Annotated in this window: 11 protein-coding genes; 3 read left to right on the forward strand and 8 right to left on the reverse strand. The window is 73.2% G+C overall.

Features of this window, described 5'->3' with window-relative positions; all coding sequences use genetic code 11:
* The first annotated feature begins 130 nt into the window (after positions 1 to 130).
* The 3 genes from BLQ62_RS08310 to BLQ62_RS08320 are packed head-to-tail and all read left to right on the forward strand — an operon-like array spanning position 131 to position 3,418.
* Positions 131 to 1,543, forward strand: a complete 1,413-nt coding sequence (locus BLQ62_RS08310; protein WP_068536321.1) for a nitrate/nitrite transporter — start codon at positions 131 to 133, stop codon at positions 1,541 to 1,543.
* On the forward strand, positions 1,540 to 2,697 hold the full coding sequence (locus BLQ62_RS08315; RefSeq protein ID WP_231857613.1) for a uroporphyrinogen-III synthase: 1,158 nt from the start codon (positions 1,540 to 1,542) through the stop codon (positions 2,695 to 2,697). Before BLQ62_RS08310 ends, BLQ62_RS08315 begins: the two co-directional genes overlap by 4 nt.
* 1 nt (position 2,698) lies before the next feature.
* A complete protein-coding gene (locus tag BLQ62_RS08320; RefSeq protein WP_068566010.1) occupies positions 2,699 to 3,418 on the forward strand; it encodes a sirohydrochlorin chelatase in 720 nt (239 codons plus the stop codon).
* 58 nt (positions 3,419 to 3,476) lie between these two features.
* On the opposite strand, the gene BLQ62_RS08325 is transcribed toward BLQ62_RS08320, so the two are convergent.
* From BLQ62_RS08325 to BLQ62_RS08360, 8 genes are all read right to left on the reverse strand, one after another.
* Positions 3,477 to 4,043 carry a protein kinase family protein gene (locus tag BLQ62_RS08325; RefSeq protein WP_068566008.1) on the reverse strand — a complete coding sequence of 189 codons (567 nt, stop codon included), beginning with the start codon at positions 4,041 to 4,043 and terminating at the stop codon, positions 3,477 to 3,479.
* A gap of 17 nt (positions 4,044 to 4,060) precedes the next feature.
* Positions 4,061 to 4,735 carry a protein kinase family protein gene (locus BLQ62_RS08330; RefSeq protein WP_139184179.1) on the reverse strand — a complete coding sequence of 225 codons (675 nt, stop codon included), beginning with the start codon at positions 4,733 to 4,735 and terminating at the stop codon, positions 4,061 to 4,063.
* 44 nt (positions 4,736 to 4,779) lie between these two features.
* Positions 4,780 to 5,187: a nitrite reductase small subunit NirD gene (gene nirD / locus BLQ62_RS08335; RefSeq protein WP_068566004.1), complete on the reverse strand. Its 408-nt coding sequence runs from the start codon at positions 5,185 to 5,187 to the stop codon at positions 4,780 to 4,782.
* Positions 5,184 to 7,721, reverse strand: coding sequence for a nitrite reductase large subunit NirB (gene nirB, locus BLQ62_RS08340; RefSeq protein WP_068566002.1), 2,538 nt, complete (start codon positions 7,719 to 7,721; stop codon positions 5,184 to 5,186). The genes nirD and nirB overlap by 4 nt, the downstream gene beginning before the upstream one ends.
* A 126-nt stretch (positions 7,722 to 7,847) precedes the next feature.
* A complete protein-coding gene (locus BLQ62_RS08345) occupies positions 7,848 to 9,530 on the reverse strand; it encodes an NTP transferase domain-containing protein (RefSeq protein ID WP_068566000.1) in 1,683 nt (560 codons plus the stop codon).
* On the reverse strand, positions 9,517 to 13,431 hold the full coding sequence (locus BLQ62_RS08350) for a bifunctional nitrate reductase/sulfite reductase flavoprotein subunit alpha (RefSeq protein WP_068565998.1): 3,915 nt from the start codon (positions 13,429 to 13,431) through the stop codon (positions 9,517 to 9,519). The genes BLQ62_RS08345 and BLQ62_RS08350 overlap by 14 nt, the downstream gene beginning before the upstream one ends.
* Before the next feature lie 109 nt (positions 13,432 to 13,540).
* Positions 13,541 to 14,416, reverse strand: a complete 876-nt coding sequence (locus BLQ62_RS08355) for an ABC transporter permease (protein WP_068565997.1) — start codon at positions 14,414 to 14,416, stop codon at positions 13,541 to 13,543.
* A complete protein-coding gene (locus BLQ62_RS08360; protein WP_231857612.1) occupies positions 14,413 to 15,267 on the reverse strand; it encodes an ABC transporter ATP-binding protein in 855 nt (284 codons plus the stop codon). Before BLQ62_RS08360 ends, BLQ62_RS08355 begins: the two co-directional genes overlap by 4 nt.
* Between the last annotated feature and the right edge of the window lie 67 nt (positions 15,268 to 15,334).

Raw genomic sequence — 15,334 nt, forward strand, 5'->3', positions numbered from 1 at the left:
CGACCTCACGCCCGGTGGTGCGGCGGCGTGAGATCGAGTTCACGGGGCGGACACCGCGGGGACCGGGGCTGCAACATGGGCTGCCTACCTTCGACGCGAAAGAGATCGCGACGCACCGGGAGGTCTGGAGATGAGTCGATCACACACGATCACGCAGTGGGATCCGGAGAACCGGGAGCAGTGGGAATCGGGCGGCGAGAAGATCGCGAAGCGGAACCTGTTGTGGTCCGTGATCGCCGAGCACGTGGGCTTCTCGGTCTGGTCCCTGTGGTCGGTGATGGTCCTGTTCATGCCGCAGGACGTCTACGGCCTGAGCACGGCGGACAAGTTCCTCATCGGTGCCACCGCCACTCTGGTCGGCTCCTGCCTGCGCATCCCGTACACCCTGGCCACGGCCCGTTTCGGCGGTCGTAACTGGACGATCTTCAGCGCCTTCGTCCTCGCCGTCCCGGTGATCGCGACGATGGTGATCCTCGCCAACCCGGGGCAGCCGCTGTGGGTCTACCTCGCCTGCGCCGCACTCACCGGTTTCGGCGGCGGGAACTTCGCCTCGTCGATGACCAACATCAACGCCTTCTTCCCGCAGCGGCTCAAGGGCTGGGCGCTCGGCCTGAACGCGGGCGGCGGAAACATCGGCGTCCCCGCCGTGCAGCTCGTCGGCCTGCTGGTCATCGCGACCGCCGGCAACCGTGAGCCCTACTGGGTGTGCGCCGTCTACCTGGTGCTGCTCGCGGTGGCGGGCATCGGTGCCGCCCTGTTCATGGACAACCTGCAGGTCCCCACCGTCGACACGGCCGCGATGCGCGCCTCCACCCGCGACCGGGACACCTGGATCGTCTCGCTGCTCTACATCGGCACGTTCGGCTCGTTCATCGGGTTCTCCTTCGCCTTCGGCCAGGTCCTGCAGGCCACGTTCCGGGCGGGCGGCGAGACCGCGGCCCAGGCCTCGCTGCACGCGGCCCAGATCGCCTTCATCGGTCCGCTTCTCGGCTCGATCTCCCGCGTCTACGGCGGCAAGCTCGCCGACCGGCTCGGCGGCGGCCGCGTCACCCTGTACGTCTTCACCGGCATGATCGCCGCCGGCGGCGTCCTCATCGCCGCCGCCACGACGGCCGGCTCTGGCGCTCCCTCCGGGGCCGTGCTCGGCGCCTACGTGCTCGGCTTCATCGCCCTGTTCCTGCTCAGCGGCCTGGGCAACGGCTCCGTCTACAAGATGATCCCGTCGATCTTCGAGGCCAAGGCCCGCTCGCTGGACGCCGACGAGGCCACCCGCACGCACTACTCCCGGGCCATGTCCGGCGCCGTGATCGGCATCGCCGGAGCGATCGGCGGCCTCGGCGGCGTCGGGATCAACCTGGTCCTGCGCGCCTCCTACCAGTCCTCGGGCACCGCGACGATCGCGTTCTGGGTGTTCGGCGCCTTCTACGTCCTCGCGGCCTTCGTCACCTGGAAGGTGTACGTGCGTACGCCCGCCCCGCGCGGGCATGGGACGCTTGATGGCACGCCGCGCGACGGTGCGCTCACCGTCGCCGACACCCGATGACCGCCGTAGCGAAGGAGCCCGATCCGATGACCGAGGCGCCGCCCCGCCCCCTCCTCGGATTCACCGTGGCCGTGACGGCCGCGCGCCGCGCCGACGAGCTGTCCACCCTGCTCGAACGGCGCGGCGCCGCCGTGCTCGCCGCACCCGCCATCGCGATGGTCCCGCTCTCCGACGACGACCGGCTCCGGGCCGCCACCGAGGAACTCCTCGCGAGCCCGCCCGACCTGCTCGTGGCGACCACGGGCATCGGCTTCCGCGGCTGGCTCGAAGCGGCCGAGGGCTGGGGCCTCGCCGAGCGGCTCGTGGCGGCGCTCGGCGGCGGTCGGGTCATCTCCCGTGGCCCCAAGGCGACGGGCGCGCTGCGGGCCGCGGGCCTGCGCGAGGAGTGGTCGCCGGAGTCCGAGTCCTCCGCCGAGGTGCTCAGCCACCTGTCCACCTCGGACCTGACCGGCCTGCGCGTGGCCGTGCAGTTGCACGGCGCCACCGACAAGTGGGATCCGAATCCCGGACTGCTCGACGGTCTGCGCGAACTGGGGGCGCAGATCGTGGAGGTCCCCGTCTACCGGTGGGAGCGGCCGACCGACCTGACCGGCCTCGATCGGGTCGTTGAGGCGATCGCGACCTCCGCGGTCGACGCCGTCACCTTCACCTCCGCGCCCGCCGCCGCCTCGGTGCTCGAGCGCGCCGCGGAACTCGGGCTCGACGGTGCCGTGCGCGGCGCCCTGACTGGGCCGGTCGTGCCCTACTGCGTGGGGCCGGTGACCGCGACCCCGCTCGATCGCCTCGGCATCGGCTCCGTCACCCCCGAGCGCATGCGACTCGGGGCGCTCGCCCGCCTCGTCGAGCAGGACCTGCCCACGCGCCGCCCGGATCTCGCGGTGGCCGGCCACCGCCTGGGCCTGCGGGCGCGGGGTGCGGTCGTGGACGGGGAGGAGCGCGAACTCACGCCCACCTCGATCGTCCTGCTGCGCCTGCTCACCCGCGAGCCCGGTTCGGTGGTCTCCCGCGAGGACCTGCTGGCCGCGCTCGGCGGCGACGATCCGCACGCCGTCGAGGCGGCCGTCGCGCGACTGCGGACGGGGCTGGGGCACAAGGAGATCGTCGCCACCGTGGTCAAGCGGGGCTACCGGCTCGCCGTCGACGAGGAGCACTGATATGGGAACCCTCCTGGTGGCGCACGGCACCCGCAGCGAGCACGGCGTCGCGATGATCGGCGAGCTGGCCGCCGCGATGTCCGGCCGCCTCGCCGAGACCGTGCGCGTGGCCTTCGTCGACGTTCTCGGCCCCACCCCCGCGGAGGTGCTGTCCGCGCTCGATCACGAACCGACGGTGGTCGTCCCGGCCTTCCTCTCCAGCGGCTTCCACGTGCGCCACGACCTGCCCCGCGAGGTCGCCGAATCCGGGCACCGGACAGTCACGACGACGCCGGCCCTGGGGCCGTCCCCGGAACTCGCGCGCGCCATGCTCGGGCGGCTGCAGGAGGCGGGCTGGCGGCGCGGGGACGCCGTCGTCATGGCCGCCGCCGGCACCCGCGACGCGCACGCCCAGGGCGAGCTGCGGCGCACCGCGGCCGCGCTCTCGGCACTGGTCGGCACCCGGGTGTCGATCGCCTTCGCCGCGCCGAGCCAGCAGAGCGAGGGCTATCCCTCGGTCCCGGAGGTCGTCGCCCGGGTGCGGTCCGACGGTGCGCGCTCGGTCGCCGTGGCCTCGTACCTGTTGGCGGAGGGCCTGTTCCAGCAGCGGCTGCGCGATGCGGGCGCCGACGTGGTCGCGGCCCCGCTGGGGCTGCACCCCGCCGTCGTGCGGCTGGCGTGTCTGCGCCGCAGCTACGCCGGGCTCGCGACACCGTCCGGTGCGCGCGTCGTCCTCGGCTGATCGCGGTCCCGGGCCGGGCGATCGATCATCGTGCGTCACCGCGGGTGGCCGCCGCCCGTCAGCGCCTCCTGCGCCACGTCGAGGGACGCCACGGCGATCGACGCGTACGCTCGTCCGCGCGTGCGGGCGGGGCGACGGTCGGCGTCCCCGCCGAGGTGAGAGCCGCATCGAGGGCTCGGGCGAAGTCTGCCGCCGACGGATAGCGGAACGCGGGATCCCGCGAAGTCGCCCGGGTGAGCACCGCTTCCACACCCGGTCCGAGATCCGGGCGGACGCGCCGGGTGTTGGCGATCCCGAAGGAGTTCGGCGTGCGCCCCGTCAGCAGCGTGTACGCGGTGCTGGCCAGTGAGAACACCTCGGATCGTGCGTCCGGTGCCGAGCCGCCGATGACCTCCGGTGCGGCGTGTACCGCGGGTCCCGTCGTCGCGCTCAGTGCGGCGGGATCGACGAGAGCGCCGCCCCCGGGTGTCGCGGTGATGGCGGCGGGGCTCAGCCGCCCGTGCGGATCGCCGGCGGCCGCGCGCCGGTCGACCTCGCCGGCCACGGAGCAGACGGCGCGCGCGACCCGATCCGCGGCGAGCGGACCGCCCGCCGCGACGAGGTCCGCGAAGGAGTCGTCGGTCATCGGGGTGTCCCTCCGGCTCAGGAGCCGCTGAGGAACAGCGCCACGAAACCAGCTGCCGCGAGCGCGATCAGCAGCAGGAAGACGATGGGTAGCGCGGCCTCGGGGATCTCGAAACGGCGGCGCGGCGGGGGCTGCACCACCGGTGCCGGGGCGGGCACGGAGAGTTGCGGCTCCGGCACGGGTGCGGGGGAGCGCACCGGGATCGGGGCGGGCTGGACGGGCTGCTCGAGCGCTTCGGACAGCGCGGCCGCGAACTCGGTCGCCGTCGCGAAACGCAGCTCCGGCGCGCGGGCCGTCGCCTGCAGCAGCACCCCGTCGACGTCGGGCCCGAGGTCGGGTCGGTCGCGGCGAACGGTCGCGAACCCGTAGGGATTCGGCGGATGACCGGTCAGCAGCGTGTACGTGGTGTTCCCGAGCGAGTAGACCTCGGACTGGCCGGTGATCAGCCCGGTCTCCCCGATCTCGGGCGCCGCGTAGGCGGTCGCCTCGTCGCTGTCGGGGACGTCGATCAGCTGCGGCGTCCCCGCGGCGTCGACGGTGAGCGCAGCGGGACTGATCCGCCCGTGGGGCGTGCCGGCGCGGCCACGGCCGTCGACGACGGGCGCGATCGCACCGATGAGGAACCCGACATCGGCCGCCGCCATGGGCGCTCTGTCGCGCAGTCGAACGGTGGTGTCGCCCAGGCCTGCCATCGTCTACTCCTTCAGGTGTCAGGAGCAGAGTAGCGGTGCTGCGATCACAGAGCAGCAGGACGGGGACGGAACCCGAACCTGACCTCCGGGGAGTTCGCCACGTAGACGGTGCCGTCGAGCGAGATCCTCGTGTCGTAGACGGGGATCGAGACGCCGGGAGCATCGAGGCAGCGCCCGTCGAGCAGGCTGAACGCCTGCTTCTTCAGCGGCGACTGCACGACGGGGAAGCCGCCGCGGTCGCCGACGATGCCGCGCGAGAGCACCGCCGCCCGCCCGATCGGATCGATGTTGCCGATGGCGCGGATGCTGTCGTCGGCCAGCCGGAACAGGGCGACCTGGGCACCGTCGGGCAGGAGGACGGCGACGCCGCGCAGGGGCTCGAGCCGGGAGGCGGGGCACGCCGCGGTCCAGTCCCGGGTCCAGCGGTGCAGGTCGAAGGGGGCGGTGGTCATGCGTGGTCCTTCCTCGCGGGCATCGACGGGGTGGGGGTGCCCAGCAGGATCGGCACCTTGCGGCCGTTCTTCTCCCCGAAGTCGACCGTCGGGTCGGGGGCGCCGGGGGCGTTGACGAACGAGACGAAACGGGCGAGCTTGTCCGGGTCGTCGAGGACGCCCTTCCACTCGCAGCCGTAGCCGTCGACGTGCCGCTCCACGGTTGCCTCGAAGTCGGCGTTGAGGCCGAGGGCGTCGTCGACGACGACCTCGCGCAGCCGGTCGATGCCCCCGTCGAGCGACTCCAACCACGGGGCCGTGCGCTGCAGCCGGTCCGCGGTGCGGATGTAGTACATGAGGTACCGGTCGACGTACTTGATCAGAGTCTCGGAATCCAGGTCGCTCGCGAGCAGTTGCGCGTGCTTGGGCGTCATGCCGCCGTTGCCGCCCACGTAGAGGTTCCAGCCGGATTCGGTGGCGATGACCCCCACGTCCTTGCCGCGGGCCTCCGCGCATTCGCGGGCGCAGCCGGAGACACCCATCTTGATCTTGTGCGGCGAGCGCAGGCCGCGGTAGCGCAGCTCCAGGTCGATCGCCATCTGCACCGAGTCCTGCTGGCCGTACCGGCACCAGTCGCTGCCCACGCAGCTCTTGACGGTGCGCAGCGACTTGCCGTAGGCCTGGCCGGATTCCATGCCGGCGTCCACCAGGCGCCGCCAGATCAGGGGCAGCTGGTCGACGGTGGCGCCGAACATGTCGATCCGCTGGCCGCCGGTGATCTTGGTGTACAGCCCGAAGTCGCGGGCGATCTCGCCGATCACGATGAGCTGCTCCGCGGTCACGTCGCCGCCCGGCATGCGCGGCACCACCGAGTAGGTGCCGTTGCGCTGGATGTTCGCCAGGAAGTGGTCGTTGCTGTCCTGCAGCGACGCCTGCTCGCCGGAGAGGATGTGGTCGGAGCTGGTGGACGCGAGGATCGAGGCCACCGTCGGCTTGCAGAGATCGCAGCCCGTGCCCGAACCGAACCGCTCGATCAGGCCGGAGAAGGTGCGGATCCCGCTGGCCTGCACCAGCTCGAAGAGCTCCGCGCGGGACTGGGTGAAGTGCTCGCACAGCGACTTCGAGACGGTGACGCCCTCGGACTCGAGCAGCTGCGAGAGCAGCGGCACGCAGGACCCGCAGGACGTTCCGGCGTTGGTGCAGCCCTTGAGCTCGGCGACCGTGCACGCGCCATCGGCGATCGCCGCGCACAGCGTGCCCTTGGAGACGTCGTTGCACGAGCAGACCTGCGCCGCGTCGGGGAGCGCACCCACGCCGATGCCGGGTGCGCCGTCGCTCGCCGGTGCGATGAGCGACACCGGGTCGCCCGGCAGCGACGAGCCGACCAGCGGGCGCAGCACGCCGTACTGCGAGGCGTCGCCGACCAGGACGCCGCCGAGCAGCGTGGAGGCGTCGTCGGAGAGCACCAGCTTGGCGTACGTGCCGCCGATCGGGTCGCTGACCACGACGTCGAGGGCGCCGGGCGTGGTGCCGAGCGCGTCGCCGAACGAGGCCACGTCGACACCGAGCAGCTTGAGCTTGGTGGACAGGTCCGCGCCCGGGAACTGCGCGTCGCCGCCGAGCAGGCGATCGGCGACCACCTCGGCGGTCGCGTAACCGGGCCCGACGAGGCCGTAGCAGCGGCCCTCGATCGCGGCGACCTCGCCGATGGCGTGGACGTCGGGATCGGAGGTGGCACAGGCGAGGTCGGTGATGACGCCGCCGCGCTCGCCCACCTCGATGCCGGCCTCGCGGGCCAGCTCGTCACGGGGCCGCACACCGGCGGCGAAGACGACGACCGCGGCGTTCACCACACTCTCGTCCTTGAGCGTGACGGCCAGGCCGTGCTCGGCGGCGGCGATGTCGGTGGTGCCCGACGAGAGCGTGATGTCGATGCCGAGCTCGCCGATCATCCGCGCCAGGTGCTCGCCGCCGCCGGTGTCCACCTGCTGCGGCATCAGCCGCGGATTGACCTCCACGACGTGCGGCCGCAGGCCCAGGGTGCGCAGCGCGTTCGCCGCCTCCAGGCCGAGCAGGCCGCCGCCGACGACCATGCCGACCGGCTCGGCCGAGCGCGCGAGCGCCGACTCGGCGTCGGCACGGATCGCGTCCAGGTCGTCGAGGGTGCGGTAGACGTGACATCCGGGCAGATCATGGCCCGGAACCGGCGGGACGAAGGCGTAGGAGCCGGTGGCGAGCACCAGCGCGTCGTAGGCGATCGGGCCGTCGTCCGTCGTGACGGTGCGGGCGGCGCGGTCGATGCCCGTCACCTTCGCGCCCAGACGCAGCTCCACCGACGGATCGCCCGCGTAGTCGTTGCCCGCGAGCGCCAGCTCGGAGCGGTCCCAGGTCCCGACGTAGGACGACAGGCCCACGCGGTCGTAGGCACCGTCGGCCTCCTCGCCCAGGACGACGATGCGCCAGGCTCCCGCCTCGTCGCGGGCGCGCAGCGCCTCCACGAACCGGTGGCCGACCATGCCGTGCCCCACCACCACGACGGTGCGCTGGGTGACCATGGACCTCTCCTCTCGACGGGAACCGTTGGCTCCGAATCTAAGGAGGCGGTGTTGCGGGGTTGTGCCGCCGTGTTGCCCGTCGATCACGCCTTCCTCACGGACGGCGGCGTGCCCTCGTGAGGAGGCTCAGGCCAGGCGTTCGACGAGTTCGCCGGCCTGCGCCAGCGGCGGGACCAGCGCCACCGCGCGGCGGCCCACGGCATCGCGCAGGTGCGGGGTCGCGACGGTCGCGGGCAGGCGCCACCGGCCGGCGCCGTCGGGCTCGACGGGGAGCATCCGCCAGCGGTCGTCCGGGTTCGGGTCCGCGAGTTCGAGGAGTTCAGCAGCGCGGGCGGGCTCGTCCAGCAGCGCCTCGCGCAGCGGCCGCGCGAGCAGTGCCGCCCCGAGCACCGCGGCCATCGGGTTGCCGCCCAATCCCAGCACGATCGGCCCGCCGGGCACCGCGGCCACGAGCAGGGAACCGCCGGGGCGTACGTCCACCCCATCGACGAGCACGGTGGCATCCGCGCGGTCGAGGGCGCCGCGCAGGCCGTCCGCCGCACCGCGGCCGGTGGCACCGATGACCGCCACGACGTCGGCCTCGACCGGGCGCAGTGCCGCCTCGAAGGGGTCGGGTGCGTCGGGCAGGTGCGGGCCGCGGGCGACGCGGCAGCCGGCCGCCTCCAGGGTCGCGGCGACCGGGGCCCACGCGGTCTCGGGCAGGCCGGTCCCGTCGGTGGCGCCGACCTCGTCCCCGGAGGTGTGCAGGCGCACGCGCACCGGGCCCCGTGCGGGCGCCGCGGGCACCCCCGCGGCCGCGGCGAGTGAGAGCGCCGCCGCGTCGATCGCGGTACCGGCGGGGAGAAGCGGTGCGCCCGCGGGCCACGCGGAGCCCGTGCGCCGCAGGTCGTTCCGGTCGGTGCGCGCGGAGGTCAGGAGCGCCCCGTCGCGGAGGATCTCCTCGTCGCGCACGACCCTGTCGGCGCCCGTGGGGAGCCGGGCTCCGGTGGCGATGCGCACCGCCGTCCCCGGGGCGAGGCCGGGCGTGGCGTGCCCCGCCAGCGCGGCACCGTCGACGGGGCGCCACGGCGACGGGCCGGCCACGGCCCACCCGTCCATCGCGGACTGGTCGAACGGCGGGAACGGTGCGGCCGCGACCAGCGGTGCGGCCAGCACGGCGCCGGGCACGAGCGGGCCGGTGACGGCGGGGAGCGGGCGGAGCGTCGCGCGCAGGAGGCGGCGCACGGCGTGCGGGGAGGCGAGGGCGCGGTCCAGGTCCTCCGGGGTGTCGACATCGGTGAGGGGCAGCCGCATCCGAGGCGCGTCCGGCGGGATGATCGTGCGGACGGGAGCGCCGTCCCGGCGGGCGATCCCGGCCAGCGCGGCGCGCAGCGCGGCGGTGTCCCAGACGGCGAGCAGGTACTGGGGCCTACCGTGCGCGTCCTCCGCGAGAGCCACCGGTGCACCGGAGGCGGCGCGGAGCGCGGCCAGGCGGACCAGGTGCGCCGGAGCGAGGTCAGGAACGTCCGCGGCGAGCACGGCGACGGTGCGCGCCGCGGCGGGAACGGCGGTGAGTCCCGCCGCGATCGCGGCGAGCGGACCGCCGCCCGGCGGGTCCTCGCGGACGACGACGACCCCGTCGGGCACCGCGCGGGGCGGGCCCACCACGACGGTCGGGGCGCCGGCGGCCGCCTCGAGCGCGGCGTCGAGCAGCCGGCGCCCGCCGACCACGAGCTCCGGCTTGTCCCGGCCCAGGCGGCGCGCGCTCCCACCGGCCACGACGACGGCCGCGTCCAGGGACGCGGCCGGGGCGTGGTCAGTAGACGTCACGCACGTATCTCCCTTCGGCGGACAGCGCCGCCACGTAGGCGTCCGCGCTGCGCGGCGCCATGTGGCCGTGTTCGGCGACGATACCGCGCAGGGCCTCGTCCACGTCGCGGGCCATGCGGGCGGCGTCGCCGCAGACGTACAGGTGGGCGCCGCGGCGGATCCAGTCCCAGAGTTCGGCGGCGTGCTCGCGCATCCGGTCCTGCACGTACACCTTCCGTGCGGTGTCGCGGGAGAAGGCGGTGTCCACCCGGGTGAGGACGCCCTCGGCGGCGAGCGCGTCGAGTTCGGCGCGGTAGTAGAAGTCGGTGGCCTCGTGCTGCTCGCCGAAGAACAGCCAGTTCTCACCCGCGGCGTCCGCGTGCGCGCGCTCGTGCAGGAAGCCGCGGAACGGGGCGATGCCGGTGCCCGGGCCGATCATGACGACCGGGATCGCCGGGTCCTCCGGGGGCAGGAAGGCGCGGGTCGGCTGCACGAAGACGTCGACCTCGTCGCCCTCGCCGAGGCTCGCGAGGTGCGTCGAGCAGGCGCCGCCGCGGCGGCGCCCGTCACAGTCGAAGCCCACCACGGAGACGGTGATCGAGACCAGGTCGCGATCCTCGCGGGGACTCGACGAGATCGAGTACAGCCGCGGGGTCAGTGGGCGCAGCAGTGCCTCCCACTCCGCCGGCTCGGCGTGGACGGGGTGCGCGGCGAGCAGGTCGAGCAGCTGGCGGCCCCACGTCCACTCGGCGAACGAGGTGGGCTCGTCCAGGACCGCGCGCAGCGCGTCGCCGTGTTCGCACCGGTCGGCGACGAAGCGCAGCAGCTCGGGCGTGATCCGCGTGAGGTCCTTGCGGTCGAGCTCCACCGCATCACGGTCCACGCCGGTGCGGGCGCAGAACTCCTCGATCACGGCGCCGGAGTTCACCGGCCAGATCCCCAGCGCGTCGCCGGCGCGGTAGGACAGCTCATCGGCGGGCAGCGCGAAGGTGAAGCGGCGCACGTCCTTCGCCGAGCCGTCGCCCGAGAGTCGTTCGGACGCCACGAGCGCGGTGCGCAGCGGGCGGGTTCGGGTGTAGCCGGCAGGCTCCGGTGCGGGCGGCGGCGCCGGCGACGCCTCGGGATCGAGCGCGGTGACCACCGCACCGAGCCAGGAGGCGGCGGTGTCGGCGTAGTCGGGTTCGCACGAGGCGCGGGGCGCGAGCCGGACCGCGCCGAGATGCTCGAGCCGGGCGTCGAGCTTGCGGGCGAAACCGCAGAAGTCCGCGTAGGACGGGTCACCGAAGCCCAGCACCGAGTACCGCAGGCCGTCCAGGTCGCCCGGCTCGGCCGCCGCCAGCGCGTCCCACAGGGCCACACCGTTGTCGGGCGCATCCCCGTCGCCGGTGGTGGCGACGAGGAAGACGACGGTGCCGCTGAGCTGCGCGGGCGCGATCTGCTCGGCGCCGACCACCGTCGCCGTCAGGCCCGCGCTGCGCAGCGCCGCGGCGCAGTCCACGGCGTACCCCTCGGCGGTGCCCGTCTGCGACGCCCAGACGACGGTCACCGTGGGCCCCGGAGCATCGGTCTCAGCCGGGGCGGACCCGTAGACCCCGGCGAGAACGCCTTCGAGCCACGCGCGGGCGATCGGGGCGAGCGGGGCGTCGCCGGGCACCGTCGGCACCCCCGACGGCGGCGCGACGCTCAGGCCGGTGAGCAGACCGCCGAGGTAGCCGGAGGCCTCGGCCGAGAGCTCGCCGGGGCCCGAGGCGTACGGCGCCAGGGCGGCCGCCAGCGGCGAGGCAGGGACGTCCACCGGCGGGGGCGGGTCCGCCGGGAGCGGCGTGAGCGCCACCGCGCTGACCTTGAACTCGGGCTGCAGGGATTCGGGATCGACGGCGTCGTTGGTCACCGCGTTCACGGCCACGTCCTCTCCGAAGGCGTCGGCGAAGTGCATGGGGGCGAAGCACACTCCGGGCCGCACCGCGTCGTCGACCTGCACCGGCAGGGTGGCGCCGCCGCGGCGGCTGGACACGCGCACCCGCGTCCCGGCGGTGAGGCCGTGGGCGGCGGCGTCGTCGGGGTGCACCTGCAGGAAGGGTTCGGGGTTGAGGCGATTGAGCTTGGCCACGCGCCCGGTCTTGGTCATCGTGTGCCACTGGTGCGCGAGGCGGCCGGTGGTGAGCACCATCGGGTACTCGTCGTCGGGCAGCTCGGCGGGCGGCAGGTACGGCCGGGGCAGGAACCGGGCGCGGCCCGACGGTGTCGCGAAGCGCGGACCTCGGGCGGGCGCGCCGGGATCGAGGTACCGGATCGGGTTGCGGTCGGGCCCGTCCGGGGCGGCGGGCCACTGCACGGGGCCGCGCGTGAGACGCGCGTGATCGACCCCGCGTACGTCCCAGCCGGTGCGCGGGTTGTGGAACGCCTTGATCTCGTCGAAGACCGCGGCGGCGTCGGGGTAGTCGAAATCGGCGCCGTGGCCCAGCTCGGCGGCGACGAGGCAGATCAGTTTCCAGTCGGGGAGGGCCTCGCCGGGCGGCGGCGTCGCGGCCGCCGTGCGGGTCAGGCAGCGTTCGGAGTTGACCATCACTCCGTCCGTCTCGGACCAGAGTGCCGCGGGGAGAACGATATCGGCGTACGCGGAGGTCTCGGTGCCGGTGTAGGCGTCCTGCACGATCACTACTTCCGCGGAGCGCAGCGCGTCGATCACGGTGGAGCGGTTGGCCATCGAGGCGACCGGGTTGCTGCAGATGATCCAGGCGGCTTTGATGTCGCCCGCGGCCATGTCCCGGTACATCTGCACGGTGCCCTGCCCGGCCGCGGTGCGGATCGTTCCCTCCGGCAGCCCCCAGAGCGCCTCGGTGTGCGCGCGGTCGGCGTCGTCGAGGACGGAGCGCTGTCCGGGGAGCCCCGGCCCCATGTAGCCCATCTCGCGGCCGCCCATCGCGTTCGGCTGACCGGTGAGGCTGAACGGGCCCGAGCCGGTGCGGCAGATCGCGCCGGTGGCCAGGTGCAGGTTGCACAGGGCGATCGTGTTCCAGGTGCCGTGCGTGGACTGGTTGAGTCCCATCGTCCAGAGGCTGGTCCAGTTCGCCGCGCCGCCGATGAGCTCCGCGGCCCGGGTGATGTCGTCGGCGGTGAGGCCGGTGATCTCGGCGACCCGCTCGACCGGGTAGTCCTCGAGGAAGGCGGGCATCGCGTCCCAGCCCTCGGTGTGGGCGTCGATGAAATCGCGGTCCAGGGCGTTGTTCTCGACCAGCAGCGCGAGAAGTCCGTTGAGCAGCGCGAGGTCGGTGCCCGGCCGCACGGCCAGGTGCAGGTCGGCCTTCGCCGCGGTGGCGGTGCGCCGGGGGTCGACGACGATGAGCTTCGCTCCGGCCTTGACCCGGTCCATCATCCGCAGGAACAGGATGGGGTGGCACTCGGCCATGTTGGCGCCCATGACGAGGAAGACGTCGGCGTGGTCGAGGTCGTCGTAGCTGCCGGGCGGACCGTCCGATCCGAGCGACTGCTTGTAGCCCGTCCCGGCGCTCGCCATGCACAGCCGCGAGTTGGACTCGATCCACTGGGTGCGCAGGAATCCCTTCGCCAGCTTGGTCGCCAGGTACTGGGCCTCGAGCGTCATCTGCCCGCTGACGTACAGCGCGATCGCATCCGGGCCGTGCTCGTCCCGGATCGCCCGCAGGCGCCTCCCGGTGGCCGCGATCGCCTCTTCGAGGGCGACGGTGCCGCGCGCCCCGTCGCGGTCCTCCCGCAGCTCGGCGCGGGCCTGCCGGCCGCCCGCGGTGAGCAGGTCGACGGTGGTGGTGCCCTTGGTGCACAGTCGCCCGCGGTTGGCGGGGTGGTGCTTCGTGCCGACCGAGCCGGTGACGGCACCGTCGCGCACCTGCAGGGTGAGGCCGCACCCCACACCGCAGTACCCGCACACCGTCTCCACGTCCATGCCGCCACGGTGCCTGCGCGGTGTTTCCGGGGTCGGGCCGGATTGTTACGGCGATGTCACCGGCTCCGCGCTGGCGGCTGTCGCTGCTCATGAGATCGCGCTCGCCGGCTCAGCCGATTCGGCGGCCGATGCGCCATGCGCCGAGCAGGACGAAGGCGACGAACAGGGCGGCGAACAGCAGCCAGATCGACCACTCCGGTACCTCTGCCGAGGCGATGTGGGGGATGAGCCCGTACTCCTCCCGAACCGTCGTTCGGGCCTCCTCGGAGGTGCCCACCAGGGCGTCGAGCGGGCCTCGGGTGAACGGTCCGCGCATCAGCGTCGCAGCCTGGTTCAGCGGCAGCAGGTTCATGAACGTCACCACGCCGCTCGGCAGCGCGCCGACGGTGATGTAGGCACCCGCGAGGAAGCCGCCCGCCGTGCCCACGATCGTCGCGACCGAGGTGAAGACGCCGGTGGAACCGATGAACGTGACCAGGAAGCTCCAGATCGCGGAGAACAACAGGCAGAATCCGATGAGCTGGGCGTACGCCTGCGCGAAGGCGCCCACCGAGAGCGCCGCGGAATGGACGACGCCGAGGTAGACGTCCGCGAGCACGAACACCGTCGTACTCAGCGCGACGGACACCGCGAACGCGCCGAGCAGGTAGCTCAGGATCATCTGCAGCCGGCTGATCGGCGAGACCAGGAAGTCGCGGAAGACGTTGCCCACCCGGTCGTTGACGAACACGACCAGCGCCGACAGGCTCGTCGTGGCGGTGGTGATCATGACGAGGTTGGCGATCACCCAGGAGTAGACGAAGGCGTCCACGTCGTCCCCGCTCGCGGCGGGGAGGGACTTCTGCAGGGCATCCGTCTGCACGCCGCCGAGGAAGGCGGAGAACAGCACGAACAGGATGATCGGCGACAGGAGCGAGAAGAACACCGCCGCCGGATCGCGGAAGAAGACGACCACGTTGCGACGGGTCAGGTGCAGCAGCGTCACCGGGCACCACCCCGGGTGATCGCGAGGAAGACGTCGTCCATCGTTCCGTGGCGGAACTCGAAATCGACGATGTCGGCGTCGAAGTCCCGCAGCAGCGCCATGGCCTCGCGACTCGACTCGACGGGGATCCGCCGCTCGTTGCCGATCCGCCGTGCGCGGGGCCCGAAGGTCTCGTCGAACCGCCGCGGACTGCGCAGGGTGACCCGTAGCTCGTCCCTCGCGTGGGCGCTCCGCAGCTCGGTCGGCGTGCCCGCGGTGACGATCCGGCCGTGATCGATGATCGCGATGCGGTCCGCGCGTTCGGCCTCCTCCATGTAGTGCGTGGTGAGGAAGACCGTGAGGCGCAGGCGCTTCTGCAGGTCCAGGATGGTCGACCACACGCGATCGCGGGAGTCCGGGTCCAGGCCCGTCGTCGGCTCGTCGAGGAACAGGATGCGGGGCTGGTGGATCAGGGCCCGCGCGATGTCCGCGCGCCGCTTCTGTCCGCCCGAGAGCGCCTTGTAGCGACGGGCGAGGAACTCCTCCAGGCCGAGCAGCGACGACAGCGCCGCGATCCGCTCCCGCGCCGCCGTGCCATCGATGCCGTAGAACGTGGCGCGGAGCGCGAGGTTCTCCTGGACCGAGAGGGCAGGATCCAGCAGCGACTCCTGGAAGACCACGCCGATCGCCCGGCGGATGTCGAGATCCTGCTCGCCCACCTGCATCCCGGCCACGTGAACGGTGCCGGAGGTGATCGACTTCAGGGTCGTGATGCAACTGATGGTCGTCGACTTGCCCGCGCCGTTGGTGCCGAGGAAGGCGAACGTGCTGCCGGCCGCGACGTCGAACGAGACGCCGTCCACTGCGCGCACGTCGCCGTATGTCTTGACCAGGTTCCGCACGCTGATGACGGGCGCCGGGCCGGGTGCTAGCGCTCTG

The organism is Tsukamurella pulmonis (assembly GCF_900103175.1).
Lineage (GTDB): Bacteria > Actinomycetota > Actinomycetes > Mycobacteriales > Mycobacteriaceae > Tsukamurella > Tsukamurella pulmonis.

What these genes read in the sequence shown, in the direction of transcription:
- nirD (WP_068566004.1), bottom strand. Translation starts at nt 5,187, where the DNA reads ATGACCACCGCCCCCTTCGACCTGCACCGCTGGACCCGGGACTGGACC.
- BLQ62_RS08330 (WP_139184179.1), bottom strand. Translation starts at nt 4,735, where the DNA reads ATGGCAGGCCTGGGCGACACCACCGTTCGACTGCGCGACAGAGCGCCC.
- nirB (WP_068566002.1), bottom strand. Translation starts at nt 7,721, where the DNA reads ATGGTCACCCAGCGCACCGTCGTGGTGGTGGGGCACGGCATGGTCGGC.
- BLQ62_RS08350 (WP_068565998.1), bottom strand. Translation starts at nt 13,431, where the DNA reads ATGGACGTGGAGACGGTGTGCGGGTACTGCGGTGTGGGGTGCGGCCTC.
- BLQ62_RS08325 (WP_068566008.1), bottom strand. Translation starts at nt 4,043, where the DNA reads ATGACCGACGACTCCTTCGCGGACCTCGTCGCGGCGGGCGGTCCGCTC.
- BLQ62_RS08320 (WP_068566010.1), top strand. Translation starts at nt 2,699, where the DNA reads ATGGGAACCCTCCTGGTGGCGCACGGCACCCGCAGCGAGCACGGCGTC.
- BLQ62_RS08310 (WP_068536321.1), top strand. Translation starts at nt 131, where the DNA reads ATGAGTCGATCACACACGATCACGCAGTGGGATCCGGAGAACCGGGAG.
- BLQ62_RS08315 (WP_231857613.1), top strand. Translation starts at nt 1,540, where the DNA reads ATGACCGCCGTAGCGAAGGAGCCCGATCCGATGACCGAGGCGCCGCCC.